13 protein-coding genes are annotated in these 17,347 nt (G+C 60.2%); 8 read left to right on the top strand and 5 right to left on the bottom strand.

Going from position 1 to position 17,347, the window contains the following annotated elements; translation table 11 throughout:
• Positions 1-124 precede the first annotated feature (124 nt).
• Positions 125-3,022: an error-prone DNA polymerase gene (locus tag ACR0D6_RS09245; RefSeq protein ID WP_480765299.1), complete on the bottom strand. Its 2,898-nt coding sequence runs from the start codon at positions 3,020-3,022 to the stop codon at positions 125-127.
• Positions 3,023-3,142: 120 nt separating this feature from the next.
• On the opposite strand from ACR0D6_RS09245, the gene ACR0D6_RS09250 reads away from it, so the two are divergent.
• Entirely contained in the window at positions 3,143-3,607 is a 465-nt protein-coding gene (locus ACR0D6_RS09250; RefSeq protein WP_170653546.1) for a DUF1203 domain-containing protein, read from the top strand.
• Here ACR0D6_RS09250 and ACR0D6_RS09255 read toward each other — a convergent pair.
• On the bottom strand, positions 3,604-4,593 hold the full coding sequence (locus tag ACR0D6_RS09255; protein WP_480765300.1) for an ABC transporter ATP-binding protein: 990 nt from the start codon (positions 4,591-4,593) through the stop codon (positions 3,604-3,606). The two genes, ACR0D6_RS09250 and ACR0D6_RS09255, sit on opposite strands and share 4 nt — an antisense overlap.
• An 89-nt stretch (positions 4,594-4,682) precedes the next feature.
• On the opposite strand from ACR0D6_RS09255, the gene ACR0D6_RS09260 reads away from it, so the two are divergent.
• Together ACR0D6_RS09260 and polA are read left to right on the top strand one after the other, a co-directional pair.
• Positions 4,683-4,862, top strand: a complete 180-nt coding sequence (locus ACR0D6_RS09260) for a zinc-finger domain-containing protein (RefSeq protein WP_480728205.1) — start codon at positions 4,683-4,685, stop codon at positions 4,860-4,862.
• Between the two features lie 149 nt (positions 4,863-5,011).
• Positions 5,012-7,810, top strand: coding sequence for a DNA polymerase I (gene polA, locus ACR0D6_RS09265; protein ID WP_480765301.1), 2,799 nt, complete (start codon positions 5,012-5,014; stop codon positions 7,808-7,810).
• A gap of 45 nt (positions 7,811-7,855) precedes the next feature.
• Here polA and ACR0D6_RS09270 read toward each other — a convergent pair whose 3' ends face one another.
• Complete coding sequence (locus tag ACR0D6_RS09270) at positions 7,856-8,086, bottom strand: DUF2798 domain-containing protein (protein WP_170653555.1); 231 nt, start codon at positions 8,084-8,086, stop codon at positions 7,856-7,858.
• Positions 8,087-8,153: 67 nt separating this feature from the next.
• Positions 8,154-8,909 carry a hydroxypyruvate isomerase family protein gene (locus ACR0D6_RS09275; RefSeq protein ID WP_480765302.1) on the bottom strand — a complete coding sequence of 252 codons (756 nt, stop codon included), beginning with the start codon at positions 8,907-8,909 and terminating at the stop codon, positions 8,154-8,156.
• A 178-nt stretch (positions 8,910-9,087) separates the two neighbouring features.
• Here ACR0D6_RS09275 and ACR0D6_RS09280 point away from each other — a divergent pair, with 178 nt between their 5' ends.
• Positions 9,088-10,026 carry a DMT family transporter gene (locus ACR0D6_RS09280; protein WP_480765303.1) on the top strand — a complete coding sequence of 313 codons (939 nt, stop codon included), beginning with the start codon at positions 9,088-9,090 and terminating at the stop codon, positions 10,024-10,026.
• Here ACR0D6_RS09280 and ACR0D6_RS09285 read toward each other — a convergent pair.
• Positions 10,023-10,604: a DUF1285 domain-containing protein gene (locus tag ACR0D6_RS09285; RefSeq protein ID WP_480765304.1), complete on the bottom strand. Its 582-nt coding sequence runs from the start codon at positions 10,602-10,604 to the stop codon at positions 10,023-10,025. The genes ACR0D6_RS09280 and ACR0D6_RS09285 overlap by 4 nt on opposite strands.
• Before the next feature lie 64 nt (positions 10,605-10,668).
• On the opposite strand from ACR0D6_RS09285, the gene ACR0D6_RS09290 reads away from it, so the two are divergent.
• From ACR0D6_RS09290 to ACR0D6_RS09305, 4 genes are read left to right on the top strand one after another with little or no spacing between them, the layout of a single operon-like run.
• Positions 10,669-11,676: an AAA family ATPase gene (locus ACR0D6_RS09290; RefSeq protein WP_480450886.1), complete on the top strand. Its 1,008-nt coding sequence runs from the start codon at positions 10,669-10,671 to the stop codon at positions 11,674-11,676.
• Entirely contained in the window at positions 11,673-12,548 is an 876-nt protein-coding gene (locus tag ACR0D6_RS09295) for a DUF58 domain-containing protein (RefSeq protein ID WP_170653564.1), read from the top strand. The genes ACR0D6_RS09290 and ACR0D6_RS09295 overlap by 4 nt, the downstream gene beginning before the upstream one ends.
• Positions 12,545-15,307 carry a DUF4159 domain-containing protein gene (locus ACR0D6_RS09300; RefSeq protein ID WP_480765305.1) on the top strand — a complete coding sequence of 921 codons (2,763 nt, stop codon included), beginning with the start codon at positions 12,545-12,547 and terminating at the stop codon, positions 15,305-15,307. The genes ACR0D6_RS09295 and ACR0D6_RS09300 overlap by 4 nt, the downstream gene beginning before the upstream one ends.
• Positions 15,304-17,346 (top strand): hypothetical protein, encoded by a 2,043-nt coding sequence (locus ACR0D6_RS09305; protein ID WP_480765306.1) that lies wholly within the window; start codon positions 15,304-15,306, stop codon positions 17,344-17,346. The genes ACR0D6_RS09300 and ACR0D6_RS09305 overlap by 4 nt, the downstream gene beginning before the upstream one ends.
• The last annotated feature ends 1 nt before the right edge of the window (position 17,347 follow it).

The raw sequence follows: 17,347 nt of genomic DNA on the forward strand, positions 1-17,347 counted from the left end.
GACTTCTACCCCTTGCCCGCCCGGGGGTGAACCGCCTTTAGCGCAACCACTTGCCAAAATTGCCAGAACGTCTGGAATCGGTTTGGTATTCGGGCTTATCGCGACCTGAAGCTCAAGCTGCCGGTTATGCGGCATCCGGCGTCAGCAGATGCCTGAGCAATGCCACCGGATGCGCCTTGAGGCTGAGGCGCGTGGCAACATAATCCTCGACCACCTGCTCGCCCAGAGACATCTGCGGCAGGTAGGCCGCAGGCTCGTCCAGCGCTTCGCCTTCCAGATCCTGCGCAAAAAGTGGCAGGGGCTTGGCTGTGGCAATCGCCTTGGCCTGCCACAATGCCTCGCGCCGGGTCAGGCCGCAGGTGGCAAAGGCATCCGCCTCGGCCAAACGCTCAATCACTGCCGGACCAAGACCGGCGCGGCGCCAGATATCGTCGACCTGCATATACCCATTGCCCCGTGCGGCGGTCAGCCACTCGGCATCCTCTTCGCGCAGGCCCTTGATCTGCCGGAATCCCAGACGCAGGGCCAGACCGCCGCGCCCGTCAGGCTCCATCACGTTGTCCCAATAGCTGGCGTTGATGCAGACCGGACGGATTTGCACCCCGTGCTCGCGCGCATCGCGCACGATCTGGGCCGGGGCATAGAACCCCATCGGCTGTGAATTCAGCAGCGCGCAGGCGAAGATGCCCGGATGGTGGCATTTGATCCAGGCCGAGGCATAGACCAGCAGCGCAAAGCTGGCGGCGTGACTTTCGGGGAAACCATAAGACCCGAAGCCTTCGATCTGCGAAAAACAGCGTTCGGCAAAATCGTTGTCATAGCCGTTGCGCTTCATGCCGCGTAGGAACAGGGCGCGGAACTCGCTGACATTGCCGTGCTTTTTGAAGGTCGCCAACGAGCGGCGCAGCCGATCGGCCTGTTCGGCGGTAAAGCCCGCGCCGACAATGGCGATCTGCATCGCCTGTTCCTGGAACAGCGGCACACCCATGGTTTTGCCCAGCACCTCGCCTAAGGCGTCGGACGGGAAAACAACCGGTTCTTCGCCATTCCGTCGCCGGATATAAGGGTGCACCATGTCTCCCTGAATGGGGCCGGGGCGGATGATGGCGACCTCAATCACCAGATCGTAGAATTTGCGCGGCCTCATGCGGGGCAGGAAATTCATCTGCGCACGCGATTCCACCTGAAACACGCCAATACTGTCGGCCTTGCACAGCATGTCATAAACCTGCGGGTCCTCGGGCGGCAGGGTGGCTAGCGTATATTGGGTCTGGTGGTGCTGGCCGATCAGATCGAACGCCTTGCGGATACAGGTCAGCATCCCGAGGCTGAGGACATCGACCTTGAGGATGCCAAGCGAGTCGATGTCGTCCTTGTCCCAGCAAATGACTGTGCGACCCTCCATGGTGGCGTTTTCGATGGGAACCAGCTCGTCCAACCGCCCTTCGGTGATGATGAAACCGCCCACATGCTGAGACAGGTGGCGGGGGAAGCCATCGATCTCATAGACCAGTGTCAGAGTCTGTTTCAGGCGGCGATCTTCGGGATCGAGGCCAATTTCGCGCATCCGTTCGGCCTCAAGCCCGGCAGCCGAGAAAAAGCCCCAGAGTTGGGAGGACAGCGCCGAGATGGTGTCTTCGGTCAGGCCCATGGCGCGGCCGACCTCGCGGATGGCACGCTTGCCGCGGTAATGCACGACCGTCGCGCAGAGGCCCGCGCGTTCCCGCCCATAGCGGTCGTAGATGTGCTGGATTACCTCTTCGCGGCGTTCATGTTCGAAGTCGACATCGATATCGGGTGGCTCATCGCGCGCCTCGGAGACAAAGCGTTCGAAGACCATGGTGCCCATCTCGGGGCTGACTTCGGTGATGCCGAGGCAGAAGCAGACCACCGAATTGGCTGCCGACCCGCGCCCCTGACACAGGATACCGCGCGAGCGGGCGAAATGGACGATGTCACGGACGGTCAGAAAATAGGGTTCATATTTCAGCTTGCCGATCAGGGCGAGTTCATGCGCCAGCATCTTTTTTGCCTTCTCCGATGCGCCCGCCGGATAGCGCCATTTCAACCCTTCATGGGCCAGACGCTGCAGGCGCTGGGTCGGGGTTTCCTGTTCGCTGCCCTCGCTGGGATATTCATAGCGCAGCTCATCAAGCGAGAAGGTGAGTTCCTCGCTGAGCGCATGGGCGCGGGCAACGGCACCTTCGTGACCTTTGAAGATGCGCAGCATCTCACCCTCGGACCGCAGGCGCTGTTCACCATTGGCCAGCGCCTCGCGGCCCAGTTCATCCACCTTGCGGCGCAGGCGGATGGCGGTCAGCACATCACCCAGCTTGCGGCGGGCGCCGTGATGCATCAGCGGCGTCGCGCTGGCGAGGGTGGGGATGTTCAGTTGTTTTGATTCAGTCTCTAACAAAGGGAAATATGTGGTATCGGCGCCATCATACCGGGGGTGCATCAACAGATGCATCCGCCCGGCAAAGCGGCGCGTCAGTTGTTGCGCCTGTGTCCGCCATGCGACCGCGCCGCCCGGAGACCGGGCCGCCTGTGGCCAGAGCAGCAGGTGGAGACCGTCGGAAAACTCCAGAAGGTCCGTCAGGTGCAGGATGCAATCGCCTTTCTCGGCGCGCAGGCGGCCCGTGGACAGGATGCGGCACAGGTTGGCCCAGCCCTGCCGGTTCAGGGGCAGGGCGGTGACGGTGGGCGCGTCGGTGAAAATCAGCCGCGCTGCCGGGATCAGGCGGGGCACCGCGTGGACCGGGTACGAGGGTGGTTTCGGGATGTGATCGGGGCAGGGTGGGCCGATGGTGGTATTCTGCGCCTCCCACTCCAGCCGCTCGCGGACCTTGCGGGCAATCTCGCGCCCTTGGGTATGGGCGCGGACGATTCCGGCGACCGAGTTGTCATCGGCAATCGCAATAGCGGGGAGGCCCAGGGTAACGGCACGCTCCATATATTCCTCGGGGTGCGAAGCCCCGGTGAGGAAGGTGAAATTCGACGTGATCGACAGTTCGGCATACATGGCGATTCCATATTATATTCACGTTTTGTTCTTTTTCGAGTCCTTTACGCCATTGCGCATGAATCGGGTCGCCTGAATGTGGGGTGGCGGGCATGTTCAGGGCAAAACAGGAGACCCGAGATGTTCAAGATCACTGCCTTATCCACCGAAGATGTGCGCGCCCTTCAGGCCGGTGGCCCGGATGCCTATGGCGCTACGCCGGAACGTGCTGTCTCAAAAGGGGCGGGCAACCCTTGCCGCCATTGTCTGCAGAACATTCCCGAGGGCGACGAGATGCTGATATTGGCGCATCGGCCCTTTTTAGAGACACATCCGTACGCCGAAACCGGTCCGATCTTTCTGTGCGCCGCGCCGTGTGAGCGGTATGAGGGCGAAGCATTGCCCGAGATTCTGACCTCATCCCCGGATTATCTGATCAAGGGATACGGACCGGATGATCGGATCGTCTACGGCACTGGTGCGATCACGCCCATCGATCGGATTGAAGCAAAGGTCAGCGACATCTTTGCTCGTGCTGACGTGAGCTATATTCACGTCCGTTCATCCCGGAACAATTGCTATCAGGCGAGAATAGACCGGGCCTAAAGCCTGACCCTGTGCATGCCCCGGCGCGGCTGATCCTGATCGTCTGCCGGGGTGTCCGCCTGTGTCGAGGTAAGGGCCAGAAAAATGTCCTCCAGATCCGCTTCTTCGGTGCGGACATCGCGGATGCGGATGCCCGCCTGACGGACGGATTCCAGAACCTGCTCGGCGCTGGTCTGCGCGCTACGATACCGCAGGATCAGATTGTCATCTTCGTTCAGCGTGGCCTCGACACCCTCAGCCACGGGCAGGTCCGAGACGGGGCTGTCTGGGATTATTACCATGGTCCGGCTATCCATGCGGCTCAGCAGGTTGGCGGTGCTGTCCTGGGCGATCTTTTCACCCTGATTGATGATGGCGATTTCGTCGCACATCTCCTGCGCTTCTTCCAGATAGTGGGTGGTCAGGATGATGGTCATGCCCTGCTCGTTCAGCTTGCGGACGTTAGTCCAGAGCATCTGGCGCAGTTCGATATCGACGCCAGCGGTGGGTTCGTCCAGAACCAGAACTTTCGGATGATGTACCAGCGCCTTGGCCAGCAGCAACCGCCGTCGCATTCCACCGGACAGGGTGCGGGCATAGGCATCGGCCTTGTCGCTGAGACCCACCAGTTCAAGTATTTCATCACTGCGCCGCGCGGATTTCGGAACGCCGTACAGCCCGGCCTGAACCTCCAACGCGCCGCGGGGTGTGAAGAACGGATCAAGGTTCAGCTCCTGCGGCATCACACCAATAGCGGCCCGCGACCGGCGTGGGTTCCGATCCTGATCAAATCCCCAGATCGCCACATTGCCCGATGTTTTGACAACCAGCCCCGCCAGAATGTTGATGAGTGTCGATTTACCTGCGCCGTTCGGCCCCAATAGTCCAAAAACAGACCCGCGCGGCACGGTCAGATCGATCCCTTTGAGCGCGTGTTTTTCAGGTTGACCCTTGCTACCGCGATAGGTCTTGTTCAGCCCATTGATCCTGATCGCCGCATCGGTCATTTGTTGCCCTTGCCCCCGGTTTGCTCATCGCTCATAAACGCATCTAATACACGCCCGCCGGGCCGACAACTCAGGAAGGATCGCCAGCGATGACTATCGAAGCGCCGGAAACCAGGATCGTCGAAAACAGCCGCATTGCCTGTGACGGCGGAGAAGGTGCACTGGGTCATCCGCGTGTCTGGTTGCAGATCCCCGAGGACGAAGGCTGGGTCGAGTGTCCGTATTGTGACTGCAAATACGTTCTGGCGGGACGCCAGGCGGACGTCTAGCATAGTTGCCGGAAGGCCCCGCAAGCCAGGTGCCGTCGGAATTTCCGTATTTTGAACGAGAAGAAGAAACCGGCTGCTTATAAATGGCGGCTGGCAGGCGCGGGCGCGTCATGGCACAACTGTGCAGGCGCAAACGGAGTGAGGTTTTCATGTCGCAGAATTTCGGAAAAGGATGCCATCTGCATCTGATCGACGGTTCGGCCTTTATCTTTCGCGCTTATCACGCCTTGCCGCCTTTGACGCGAAAGTCGGACGGGTTGCCGATCGGGGCCGTGTCTGGCTTTTGCAACATGCTGCAGAAATATGTCGAGGACAACGCCGGGCCGGACGCGCCGACGCATGTGGCGGTGATCTTTGACAAGGGTTCGCACACGTTCCGCAACGATCTTTACGATCAGTACAAAGCCAATCGCGAGGCGATGCCTGAAGACTTGCGCCCGCAGATGCCGCTGACCCGCGAGGCGACCAAAGCCTTTAACATCGCCTGCAAAGAGCTGGAAGGGTATGAGGCCGATGACATCATCGCAACGTTGGCGGTTCAGGCGCGGGATGCAGGCGGCCGTGTGACCATCGTCAGCTCTGACAAGGACCTGATGCAGTTGGTCGGTGACGGCGTGGAAATGCTGGACGCGATGAAGAACAAGCGTATCGACCGGGATGGCGTGTTCGAAAAGTTCGGTGTGGGTCCGGAACGTGTTGTCGACGTGCAGGCGCTGGCCGGGGACAGCGTCGATAACGTGCCGGGTGCGCCGGGGATCGGGATCAAGACGGCGGCCTTGCTGATCAACGAATATGGCGATCTGGAAACCCTGCTGGACCGGGCTGAGGAAATCAAACAGCCCAAACGCCGCCAGACCCTGATCGAAAAGCGTGACCAGATCGAGCTGTCGAAAAAGCTTGTGCAATTGGATGAGCAAACGCCGCTGGACTTCACACTGGACGATCTTGAGGTGAAAGACCCCGAGCCAGACACCTTGATGAGTTTTCTGGCCGAGATGGAGTTCCGCACCCTGACCAAGCGGATGGCTGACAAGCTCGGCGTTGAGTCACCGGTGATCCCAGAAGCGCCCGCCGCTGTTGTCGAACCCGAGGCTGATGCGATCCCGTTCGACGCGTCCAAATATGAATGCGTGCGGGATGCGGCAGCGCTGCAGAAATGGATCGATCAGGCTTATGAGCGTGGCTGGGTCGCAGTGGACACTGAAACCACCGGTTTGAACGAAATGATCGCCGAGTTGGTGGGTATTTCACTATGTGTCGAGCCGGGTGAGGCCTGCTATATACCGCTGATTCATCGTCAGAGTGCAACTGAGGACCTGTTCGGTTCGGATGCGCTGGCCGAGGGGCAGATGCCTCTGGATGAGGCTTTGGCACTGCTGAAACCAATGTTCGAAGACCCGTCGATCCTGAAGATCGGGCAGAACATGAAGTACGATGCCAAGATCTTTGCGCGGTACGGGGTGAATGTCGCGCCCATCGACGACACGATGCTGATGTCTTATGCGATGCACGGGGGTGAGCACGGGCATGGCATGGATACCCTGTCCGAGCGCTATCTGAGCCATACACCTATCCCGATCAAACCGCTGCTGGGATCCGGCAAATCTGCGATCACCTTTGATAAAGTGCCGATTGATGAGGCGACGGCCTATGCCGCCGAGGACGCGGATATCACCCTACGGCTGTGGAAGCTGTTCAAACCGCAGCTGCATCAGGTTCAGGTGACGACTGTTTATGAGACGCTCGAACGTCCGCTGGTACCGGTGCTGGCCGAGATGGAGATGCACGGCATCAAGGTTGACCGCGATGTGCTAAGCCGTATGTCCAACGCATTCGCGCAAAAAATGGCCGGGTTAGAGGCTGATATTCACGAACTGGCCGGTGAGAACTTCAATGTTGGCTCGCCCGCGCAGCTGGGTGAAATCCTATTCGACAAGATGGGTCTGGAAGGCGGCAAGAAGGGCAAGACCGGCAAGTATTCGACAGGGGCGGATATTCTTGAGGACCTGGCGACCGAGCATGAACTGCCACGTCGGGTGCTGGACTGGCGGCAGTTGTCCAAGCTGAAATCGACTTATACGGATGCGCTTCAGACGCATATCAATCCGGATACGGGCCGGGTGCATACGTCTTATTCGATCACCGGCGCCAACACGGGGCGTCTGGCCTCGACCGACCCGAACCTGCAAAATATTCCGGTGCGCACCGAAGAAGGACGGCGCATTCGCGAGGCGTTTATTGCCGAGCCGGGTAATGTGATGCTCAGCCTCGATTACAGCCAGATCGAGCTGCGAATCCTGGCCCATATCGCCGATATTCCAGCCCTGAAACAGGCGTTTTCCGATGGGTTGGACATTCACGCGATGACCGCGTCCGAGATGTTTGATGTGCCGCTGGACGAAATGACGCCGGATATTCGCCGTCAGGCCAAGGCGATCAATTTTGGTGTGATCTACGGAATCTCGGGTTTTGGTCTGGCACGCAACCTGCGTATTCCGCGGGCCGAGGCGCAGGGGTTCATCGACCGCTATTTCGAACGGTTCCCGGGTATTCGGCGTTACATGGACGACACCATCGCCTTTGCGAAAGAGCACGGTTATGTGCAGACCCTGTTCGGGCGGAAAATCCACACGCCAGAGATCAATGCCAAGGGGCCCCATGCCGGGTTTGCGCGCAGGGCCGCAATCAACGCGCCGATTCAGGGCACTGCGGCGGATGTGATCCGGCGCGCAATGGTACGAATGCCGGATGCGATCAACGGTCAGCCTGCCAAGATGCTGCTGCAGGTGCATGACGAACTGTTGTTTGAGGTTGCCGAAGAGGCTGTGGATCAGACCATAGAAATTGCGCGGGATGTCATGGAAGGCGCTGCTGATCCGGCTGTAAAACTGGATGTGAAGCTTGTTGTCGATGCAGGGCGGGGTGCCAACTGGGCCGAGGCCCATTGACGGGCGCGCCGCTCATCAGGCCCGGTGGGCCCTCTTTGCGGCGGGTCAGGCCTCGGGCCTGACCAGTCGCGCAACCAGACGGCGGACCACCGGGCTTGCGATAAGGATGACGGTAAAGGCGATGGGCCAGCAGAACGCCCACGACGCCATCCAGTCGCCAAGTGTGCTTGGCCCGAACCCGATGGCCTTGAGCGTTGCGATACCGGTCACAATGCAGGACATCATCCCGGACATGATGAATCCGAACAGGGCAGGAGCAAAGCGGGCGGGGATCATTCAGGTCTTCCTTAGCGTGTTAGGCGTCATATGCAATATTCAAGATGTGAAATCCAGTGCCAATCGGTCACCATCGCATCCATTCCAGCGACTCGGCTGTTTGGGGTGTCGATGGGGAGTATTCCGCGCTGATCCATCCGGAGTAGCCGCTGGCGTCGATGGCTTCAAAGAGGGCGGGAAAGTCTGTCGGGTCCTGTCCGGGTTCGGATCGGTGAGGTGCTGAACCAATCTGGACATGAAAGACCCGGGCGCAAAAGCGTTCCCAGATGGCATGGGCGTCTCCGTGGATCATCCGGGCATGAAAACTGTCGTATTGCAGGCCGACATTCGGGCGATTCACCTGATCCAGAACCTCTGCCGCCAGTTCATAATCGTTCAGGAAGTAGTCGGGCTGAGATATCGGGTTGAGCGGTTCGATGGTGAACCGTTGCTGCGGAGCCGTATCCGCAGCCCATTGCAGGTTTTGCACAAAAGTGTCCCGCGCATCCTGCCCGGTTTGATAACCTGACATCAGGTGAATCAAATCCGGGCGCAGAACCTTGGCATAGCGCAACACCCGCCGGATATCGGATTGAAACCGCTCCTCGCCACCCGGAACCGCCGCATAGCCTGGTGTGCCACCTGCATAGTTCGGAGGCGGCGCGTTGATCAGTACCAGATCCAGCCCGCTGGCTATCAGGGCGCGGTGCGTTTCCTTGGCAACAACGTCATAGGGAAACAGAATCTCTACCGCTTCAAAACCCGCATCTGCCGACGCCTGAAATCGGTCCTGATATGGCAACTCCTGAAACAGCAGGGAAATATTGGCGGCAAAGCGGGGCATCTGCGAACTTTCTGTGGCTGCGTGGACAATAAACAGCCGGGGATTGCTGCGAAAGGGACTGAAAACGACAGGTTGTCGAAAACCGGCCAGATCAACACCCTGAAACACGCGACGCTGGCAACATGTGGCGAATCATTTCCGTGTCGCTGCAACTACTTGAGGAAAAGCACCTATGGCCATGAGCCCGGAACCCGTCGGCGGGGGCGCTATTTCTGCGTCTTACGGGCGGCCCGCTGTCAGATCCGGCAACGCGTTGGCGGTTGCTTCGATGCTGACTTGGGCCGTGGGGTTTCCGGCGGTCGAAGTTCTATTGCAAAGCTGGCCGCCCCTGGCGCTGAACGTGGCCCGACTTGCCCTGGCTGCTTGTGTCATGTTTCCGATCTGGTTCCTGATTGATGGCCCGGCTCGCATACTGAACGCCCGGTGGCGGCACGCGGTTCTGGTTGGTGGCGTCGGAATGGGTGTAGGCACCGTTCTGCTGCTGCTGGCGCAGAAACTGACCGACCCGGTTACCGTGGCGATCATACTCTCATGCGCGCCACTGATAGCAACCATTCTTGAGCAGGTGTCGGGTACCCGCCGGATGACACGGAATTTTGCCTTTGGATTGCTGGCTTCGGTCGTTGGCGGTTTGATCGCGACCAGCGCCATTGCCCCTGCCCAGCTGGGTCTGGGGGCGGTTTGCGCAGTATTGTCGACCTGCTGCTTTTGCTGGTCCAGCCTCGCTACAGCCCGGGACTTCCCCGACCTCAGCCAGATGGGCCGGACGACGATCACGATGCTTGGTGGTTTGGTGGTTGCAGGGCTGTTGCTGTTTGGTGCGGGGAAAATAGGAATGACCATTCGCCCGGCCAAGTCCTTTGACCTACATCAGGCAGGGATGCTGGCGATCTATGCTCTGGTTGCTGTGGGCCTCAGTCAGATGCTGTTCATCTCATCCATCGGGAAACTCGGCGTGGCGGTCGCATCCTTTCATATGAACATCGCGCCATTCTATGTGATGGTGATCATGGTCATGCTGGGGGATGAGTGGAGCTGGACCCGCGCGCTGGGCGCGGGAATTGTCGCCCTGGGTGTTGTGCTGGCGCAGGACAGAAGGCCTGAGCAAACCGCCTAGATAGCGTCGAGTTCATCCGATGGCATGAACGGGAAAAATCGTTCTGACGACCAGACACCAAACCAGCCTTCGTGATGTGTGCCGATTTCCACCAGACGATAGAAACTCTTTCTGTCGATGCGCGCTTCCAGGTCACTGCGGATCAATACGTAGGGAGACGGCTCTGCTGTTTCGGTATCGATGACAATTCGAATGGGGTGTTCCGGCCCTGCAATGGCCGTGTCACCGACATGTGTTGTGAAAGTAATGATTTGAGCCGGACCCTCGCTGGAAATGTCGAAATCGACGGCGACAAAGGGCGCGTCTTCGACAGTGATTCCCACCTTTTCAACCGGCGTAACAAGAAAGTACTTGCCGTTTTCTTTCTTAAGAATGGATGAAAACAGCCGAACCAGTTCGAACCGGTTGATGGGCGACCCCATATAGTACCAAGTGCCATCTTTGGCGATCCGCATGTCCAGATCGCCACAAAACGGAGGATTCCACAGGTGAACGGGCGGCAAACCCTTGGATTTGGCGGCTTTTACCGAGGTCACAAGACCGTCGGGCGATGGTGTCACAGGATTTTGTCCGCTCATTGCTTTTGCCATTTCCTCTCAACGCGATACACTTCAATCATACATGTGCACGGAAGGGAAAGTCATGACCGAACCCGCCGACCTCGTTGCCGAGATCGAAGCGCTGGAAGAAAAGCTGCAACAGGCCAAAACTTCGATTACCAGCAGGTTTATCGGGCAGGAGCGGGTCGTTGATCTGACCCTGACCGCGCTGCTGTGTGGCGGGCACGCCCTGTTGATCGGATTACCCGGTCTTGGCAAGACTCGGCTGGTCGAAACGCTGTCGACGGTAATGGGGCTTCACGGCAATCGCATCCAGTTCACGCCTGACCTGATGCCTGCCGATATTCTGGGGTCCGAGGTTCTGGATACGGCTGAGGATGGCAGCCGTCATTTCCGCTTTATCCCCGGCCCGATCTTTTGTGAGCTACTGATGGCGGATGAAATCAACCGCGCCAGCCCGCGAACGCAGTCGGCATTGCTGCAGGCGATGCAGGAACGCACGGTTACGGTCGCGGGCGAGGATCGCTCGCTCGGGGTGCCGTTTCACGTTCTGGCCACCCAGAACCCGATCGAGCAGGAAGGAACATATCCCCTGCCCGAGGCGCAGCTTGACCGCTTTCTGGTGCAGATTGACGTGGATTACCCGGACCGGCAGACCGAGAGGGATATCCTGATCGCCACGACCGGTGTCGAGGAAGAACAGGCCAATCAGATTTTCACCAAACAAGAACTGCTGGCCGCTCAGGTTCTGCTGCGTCGGATGCCGGTGGGTGAATCGGTGGTTGAACTCATTCTGGATCTGGTGCGCGCCTTCCGCCCGGAAGAGGCCGGCGTGTCCGAGCGTGTTGCGGAAACGGTCGCATGGGGTCCAGGACCCCGCGCGGCGCAGGCGCTGATGATGACGGTGCGCGCACGGGCGATGCTGCAGGGGCGTCTGGCCCCGAATGCCGAGGATGTTCTGGATATGGCACGGCCGGTACTTAGCCACAGGATGGCCCTGAACTTCGCCGCCCGGGCACGCGGCGACAGTCTGGCCGACCTCATCGAAACCACTGCTGCCGGGTTTGTCCGGAACGAGGCTGCGGCGTGAATGCCGCGCTGACCCTTCGCGAAAGATCCGAGGCCGAGGCGTCACGGCTGCCGCCCCTTTTGGCGCGGGCCGAACATCTGGCCGGAACGGTCTTGTTGGGTGATCATGGCCGCCGCCGTGCCGGGCTGGGCGATGATTTCTGGCAATACCGCCCGGCACAGATCGGTGACAGCAAGCGGATGATCGACCATCGCCGCTCGGCGCGTGGGGATCAGCAGTATGTGCGTGAGCGCGAATGGCAGATCGCACAATCCGTAATGCTGTGGGTCGATCAGGGGGCCTCTATGCGGTTTTCGTCGGCAAAGACCTTGCCGACCAAGGCGGATCGAGCGCGCCTGCTGGGCCTTGCCACAGCCATCTTGTTGGTTCGTGGCGGCGAACGGGTTGGGCTAACCGGAACCACTCTGCCACCCCGGCGCGGCAATGCGCAGGTCATCCGACTTGCCGAAGCCTGGTCCGAAGATGCAAGTGCGGATTATTCCCCGCCCGAGCATCGCGCGATGATTCCCCATGCGCGTGCCGTTTTTGTTTCGGATTTTCTGGGGGATATTCAGGAAGTTGAGCTGGCGTTGACCAAAGCCGCTGACAGGGGTGTCAAAGGGGTTCTGCTGCAGGTCCTCGACCCCGAAGAGGAAACCTTTCCCTACAGAGGACGAACCATTTTCGAAAGCGTCGGCGGTTCGCTGCGGCATGAGACGCTGAAGGCCGGTGATTTGCAGGATCGTTATCTGGAACGTCTGGCCAGCCGAAAAGATGCCCTGATGCAATTGTGCCGCGCAACTGGCTGGCAGTTGGGGCTTCACCACACAGGCGAAAGCGCGCAGGCGGCGTTGTTGTGGCTTTACCGCGCGCTAGATGGGGGCGCGCGATGACGGTGCTGGCGGGCATCGGGTTTTCCGCCCCGTGGATTTTGCTGGGGCTGCTCGCCTTGCCCGTTCTCTGGCTGATTCTGCGCGCAGTGCCTCCGGCGCCTATTCGCAGGCTGTTCCCGGCTGTCACCCTGCTTTTGGGCCTAAAAGATGATGAGAGCGTGTCTGACAGGACCCCGTGGTGGCTGCTGCTGCTTCGGATGCTGGCGGTTGCGGCGATCATCATCGGCCTTGCCGGTCCGGTACTGAATCCTTCGCGGGATCAGGTGGGTTCCGGCCCGCTTTTGCTGGTGCTTGATGCAAGCTGGGCCGGAGCGCCGGATTGGTATTCGACGATCAATCAGATTGACGCGCAACTGACCGAGGCGGGACGCGCCGAACGCCCCGTGGCGATCCTGCGGTTAAGCGAACCCGAGGCTGCGGTTTTTCAGTCCGCAGAAGCCTGGCGAAGCCGTTTGCCGGGGCTGGTTCCCGCACCATGGCAACCGGGTGAGGCGCAGATCGCACAGGCGGCGGACATTATCAAAGGCATCGAGGGCGGGTTCGATACGCATTGGTTCAGTGACGCGCTGGACTATGCCGGTCAGGACAGAATTCTGTCGGAACTGCAGCCTCGTGGAAACGTGACGGTGTTTCAGTCACCCGACCCGGTGGTCGCGCTATTGCCCGCCGGGTTCGAGGACGGGGCCGTGCAACTGACCGTTTTGCGTTCCGGGGCCGAATCTGCCGATACTCTCACTCTGCTTGCGCTGGGGCCGGACCCTGCCGGTACCATGCGGACGCTGGACTTTGCCGAGGCTGAGTTCGCTGCAGGTGAGGCGACGTCTCAGGTGGCGCTGGCTTTGCCATCCGAATTGCGCGCGCGGGTTTCGCGCTTTGAGATACAGAACCAGCGCTCGGCCGGGGCGGTTGCACTGACCGATGACAGCCTCAGACGCCGGGAAATCGCCTTGATCGGAAGCAGCCGCAACCGCGAGGGGCTGGAGCTGCTCTCACCCCTGCACTACCTGAAGCAGGTTGCCGTACCCACGGCAGATTTCGTTGACGGATCGCTGGCCGAGGTTCTGCCCGCGAACCCGGATGTCATTGCGCTGGCTGACGTTGTCATTCTGTCCGAATTCGAGGAATCCGAGCTTGCCAAATGGGTTGAAAAGGGCGGTCTGTTGCTGCGTTTCGCAGGTCCTCGCATGGCGGCAAGTGATCTGGGCCGTTCGGAAGAGAATATTCTACTTCCCGTCCGCCTGCGGGGCGGAGGCAGATCGGTTGGCGGCGCTATGAGCTGGGGTGAGGCAAAGGGTCTGGCGCCCTTCCCCGAGCATTCTCCGTTCTTTGGGCTGAACATTCCCGACGATGTGACGGTCAGTACGCAGGTCATGGCGCAACCTGATCCCAACCTTGCGGATCGGGCGATTGCCTCGCTCAGCGATGGAACGCCGCTGGTGACGCGCAAGTCTCTGGGGTTGGGGCAGGTTGTTCTGTTCCACGTTACGGCGGATGCTGAATGGTCGAGCCTGCCGTTGTCAGGGCTATTCGTCGAAATGTTGGACCGTCTTGCCGTGGCTTCGGCTGCCAAAGAGCAGCAAAAGGCACAGTTGCAGGGAACCGTTTGGGTGCCCTCTCAGATCATGGATGGGTTTGGTGGGTTGTCCGACGCAGGTAATCTGGCCGGTGTGGACGGATCCACACTGGTTGAGGGTAACATCGGCCCAGGTCTGCGCCCCGGAATTTACGAAAACGAAGGTCAGAAGTTGGCCGTCAACGTCATGCAGGGCCGGGACGCTCTGCTAGCGGCATCCTGGCCGTCTGACGTGCCGGTGAAGGGGCAGGAAACAAACCGCGAGGTTCCGGTGGGAGGCATTTTACTAAGCATTGCACTGATATTGCTGTTTGTGGACATTCTGGCTTCGCTTGTCCTGTCGGGACGATTGGGTGCCGTGCGGGCGGCGGCAATGGTGCTGGGCGCGGCATTGATGGCGCCGCATGCGCAGGCACAGAATGCGGCGGACGCTGATTTCGCAATCCGGTCAACGCAGGAACTGGTCCTGGCCCACGTTCTGACCGGCAACCGTCAGGTGGATGACGTGGCCTTGGCGGGGCTGAAGGGGTTGTCGGACACGCTGTTCTACCGCACGTCCGTTGAGCCAGCGGATCCGGTCGGTATTGATCTTGAGCGGGATGAACTTGCGTTCTTTCCTCTGCTTTACTGGCCCGTGACGCCGGATCAGCCGCAACCGTCCGATGAGGCCTATGCAAGGCTGAACACCTATCTGCGTTCCGGCGGGATGATTCTGTTTGATACGCGGGACGCAGATATTGCCAGCTATGGCGTGGCCAGCCCGAATGGTCGCAAGCTGCAGTCTCTAGCCGCGTCGCTGGACATTCCACCGCTGGAACCTGTCCCCAGTGACCACGTTCTGACCCGCGCCTTTTACCTGTTGCAGGACTTTCCGGGACGTCACGCCGGTAACGAGGTCTGGGTCGAAGCGGCGCCACTTGACGCCGAACAGATCGAAGGGATGCCGTTTCGCAATCTGAACGACGGCGTTACGCCGGTAGTGATCGGCGGCAACGACTGGGCCGGGGCGTGGGCCGTGGACAGGAACGGTCAGTCGCTATTGCCAGTCGGGCGCGGCTATGCCGGTGAGCGGCAGCGTGAGCTGGCCCACCGCTTTGGAGTCAATCTGGTGATGCATGTGCTGACGGGGAATTACAAATCCGATCAGGTCCACGTGCCCGCCCTGCTGGACAGGTTGGGACAATGACCGGAACCGTCATCTTTGATCCGCTGGTTGCTTGGCCGCTGCTTTTCATCGTAGCGACGATCGCTGTTGCAGGGATTGTGCTGGCACTATGGCGCGGACTGTCCGGTTGGGCGCTGCGCGGTCTGGCGGCAGTGGTCGTGATCGCTGCGCTGGCCGGACCTGTTTATCAGGTCGAGGATCGTGCGGCGCTGACCGACATCGTGCTGATGATCGAAGACGAAAGTTCCAGTCAGACTTTGTCGGATCGGGCGGCGCAGACTGCGATAGCCGCCGAAGAGCTGGCCGGTGTCATCGAGGCACGCGATAACACCGAATTGCGCCGTATCAGAGTTGGTGATGACGAAGGGGATGAAGGCACCAGAATCATGTCCGTCCTGACCGAAGCGCTTGCCGAAGAACCGCGCGCGCGCGTCGCCGGTGTCATTGTCGTATCCGACGGGCTGGTGCATGACGTCGATCTGGCCCCGAACCTGCCCGCGCCGATGCACCTGCTGCTCACCGGGCGGTCCGAAGACTGGGACCGCAGGTTGATCGTCCGCAACGCACCGGCCTTTGCAATCATCGACGAGCCGGTAACCCTGACCCTGCGGGTCGAGGACAGCGGTGCCGCACCGGCCAACGCAGTCACCGCGCCGCTGGAGATTTCCGTGGATGGCGGTGAACCGGAACGCTTCACCATACCCATCGGACAGGATGTGGAGCTGCCGGTCGCGCTGCCGCATGGCGGTCGCAATGTGATCCAGTTCTCGGTGCCGGTTGCCGATGGCGAGCTGACCGACCGCAACAATTCAGCATTGGTACAGATGAATGGCGTGCGGGACCGGTTGCGGGTTCTGCTTGTCTCGGGCGAGCCGCATCCCGGCGGTCGAACCTGGCGGAATCTGCTGAAGTCGGACAGTTCAGTGGATCTGGTGCATTTCACCATTCTTCGCCCGCCCGAAAAACAGGACGGCGTGCCGGTGGACGAACTGTCCCTGATCGCCTTTCCAACGCGCGAGCTGTTTCTGGAAAAGATCGACGATTTTGATCTGATCATTTTCGACCGCTACAAGCGGCGTGGCATTCTGCCGGCGATTTATCTGGACAATGTCACGAACTACATCAATGACGGCGGTGCGGTCCTGATCAATTCCGGACCCGATTTTGCCACTGCCGACAGTATCTTCCGCTCGCCACTGGCGCCGATTTTGCCAGCGCAGCCGACGGCGCGGGTGATTGAAGAACGATTTGTCCCCGAGGTAACGGAACTGGGTCAGCGCCATCCCGTTACAGCTGATCTGGGCAACCCGGACGAGTGGGGGGCGTGGCTGCGCCAGATCGATGTCAACCACCGTTCGGGCGAGGTGTTGATGACCGGAGTGGATGAACGACCTTTGCTGGTTCTGGACCGGGTGGGTGACGGGCGCGTGGCGATGCTGGCCTCGGATCACGCATGGTTGTGGAGCCGCGGTTTCGAGGGCGGCGGGCCGCAGCTTGAGCTTTTGCGCCGTCTGGCACATTGGATGATGAAAGAACCGGAACTGGAGGAAGAGGCGCTGTGGGCCGAGGCAAACGGTCAGTCCATACGGATCATCCGCCAGACCCTGAGCGACGAAGCCAGCGCCGTTACCGTGACCCGGCCAAACGGCGAAACAACTGAAGTTGAGCTTGCCGAGGTTTCACCCGGTCGGTTCGAAGCCCAATACTACGGCCCCGAAATTGGGCTTTATCGCCTGAGCGATAGCGAACGCGAAGCGGTGATCGGTCTTGGACCCGCCTCTCCGAAAGAGTTCGAGAATACGATTGCGACCGGCGACATTCTGAAACCAGTACTGGCCGGAATGCGCGGTGGCGTGATCCGGCTGGAGGACGGCGTGCCGGTGATACGCAACGTGCGCGAAGGCAGGCCCGCTGCGGGTCGCGGCTGGATCGGTCTGACACCGCGCGGGGCTTATGAAACGCGCGATATCACCCAGGCCGGATTGCTGCCGCCCTGGCTGGTCTTGTTGTTGGCCAGTGGTTTCCTTGTGGCCGGGTGGCTGCGAGAAGGGCGGCGCTAAA

Source organism: Ruegeria sp. BJ6, assembly GCF_056537885.1.

Bases quoted from the DNA above. Each gene is read 5' to 3' on its own strand.
- ACR0D6_RS09245 (WP_480765299.1), bottom strand. From the start codon at position 3,022: ATGTATGCCGAACTGTCGATCACGTCGAATTTCACCTTCCTCACCGGG.
- ACR0D6_RS09250 (WP_170653546.1), top strand. From the start codon at position 3,143: ATGTTCAAGATCACTGCCTTATCCACCGAAGATGTGCGCGCCCTTCAG.
- ACR0D6_RS09255 (WP_480765300.1), bottom strand. From the start codon at position 4,593: ATGACCGATGCGGCGATCAGGATCAATGGGCTGAACAAGACCTATCGC.
- ACR0D6_RS09260 (WP_480728205.1), top strand. From the start codon at position 4,683: ATGACTATCGAAGCGCCGGAAACCAGGATCGTCGAAAACAGCCGCATT.
- polA (WP_480765301.1), top strand. From the start codon at position 5,012: ATGTCGCAGAATTTCGGAAAAGGATGCCATCTGCATCTGATCGACGGT.
- ACR0D6_RS09270 (WP_170653555.1), bottom strand. From the start codon at position 8,086: ATGATCCCCGCCCGCTTTGCTCCTGCCCTGTTCGGATTCATCATGTCC.
- ACR0D6_RS09275 (WP_480765302.1), bottom strand. From the start codon at position 8,909: ATGCCCCGCTTTGCCGCCAATATTTCCCTGCTGTTTCAGGAGTTGCCA.
- ACR0D6_RS09280 (WP_480765303.1), top strand. From the start codon at position 9,088: ATGAGCCCGGAACCCGTCGGCGGGGGCGCTATTTCTGCGTCTTACGGG.
- ACR0D6_RS09285 (WP_480765304.1), bottom strand. From the start codon at position 10,604: ATGAGCGGACAAAATCCTGTGACACCATCGCCCGACGGTCTTGTGACC.
- ACR0D6_RS09290 (WP_480450886.1), top strand. From the start codon at position 10,669: ATGACCGAACCCGCCGACCTCGTTGCCGAGATCGAAGCGCTGGAAGAA.
- ACR0D6_RS09300 (WP_480765305.1), top strand. From the start codon at position 12,545: ATGACGGTGCTGGCGGGCATCGGGTTTTCCGCCCCGTGGATTTTGCTG.
- ACR0D6_RS09305 (WP_480765306.1), top strand. From the start codon at position 15,304: ATGACCGGAACCGTCATCTTTGATCCGCTGGTTGCTTGGCCGCTGCTT.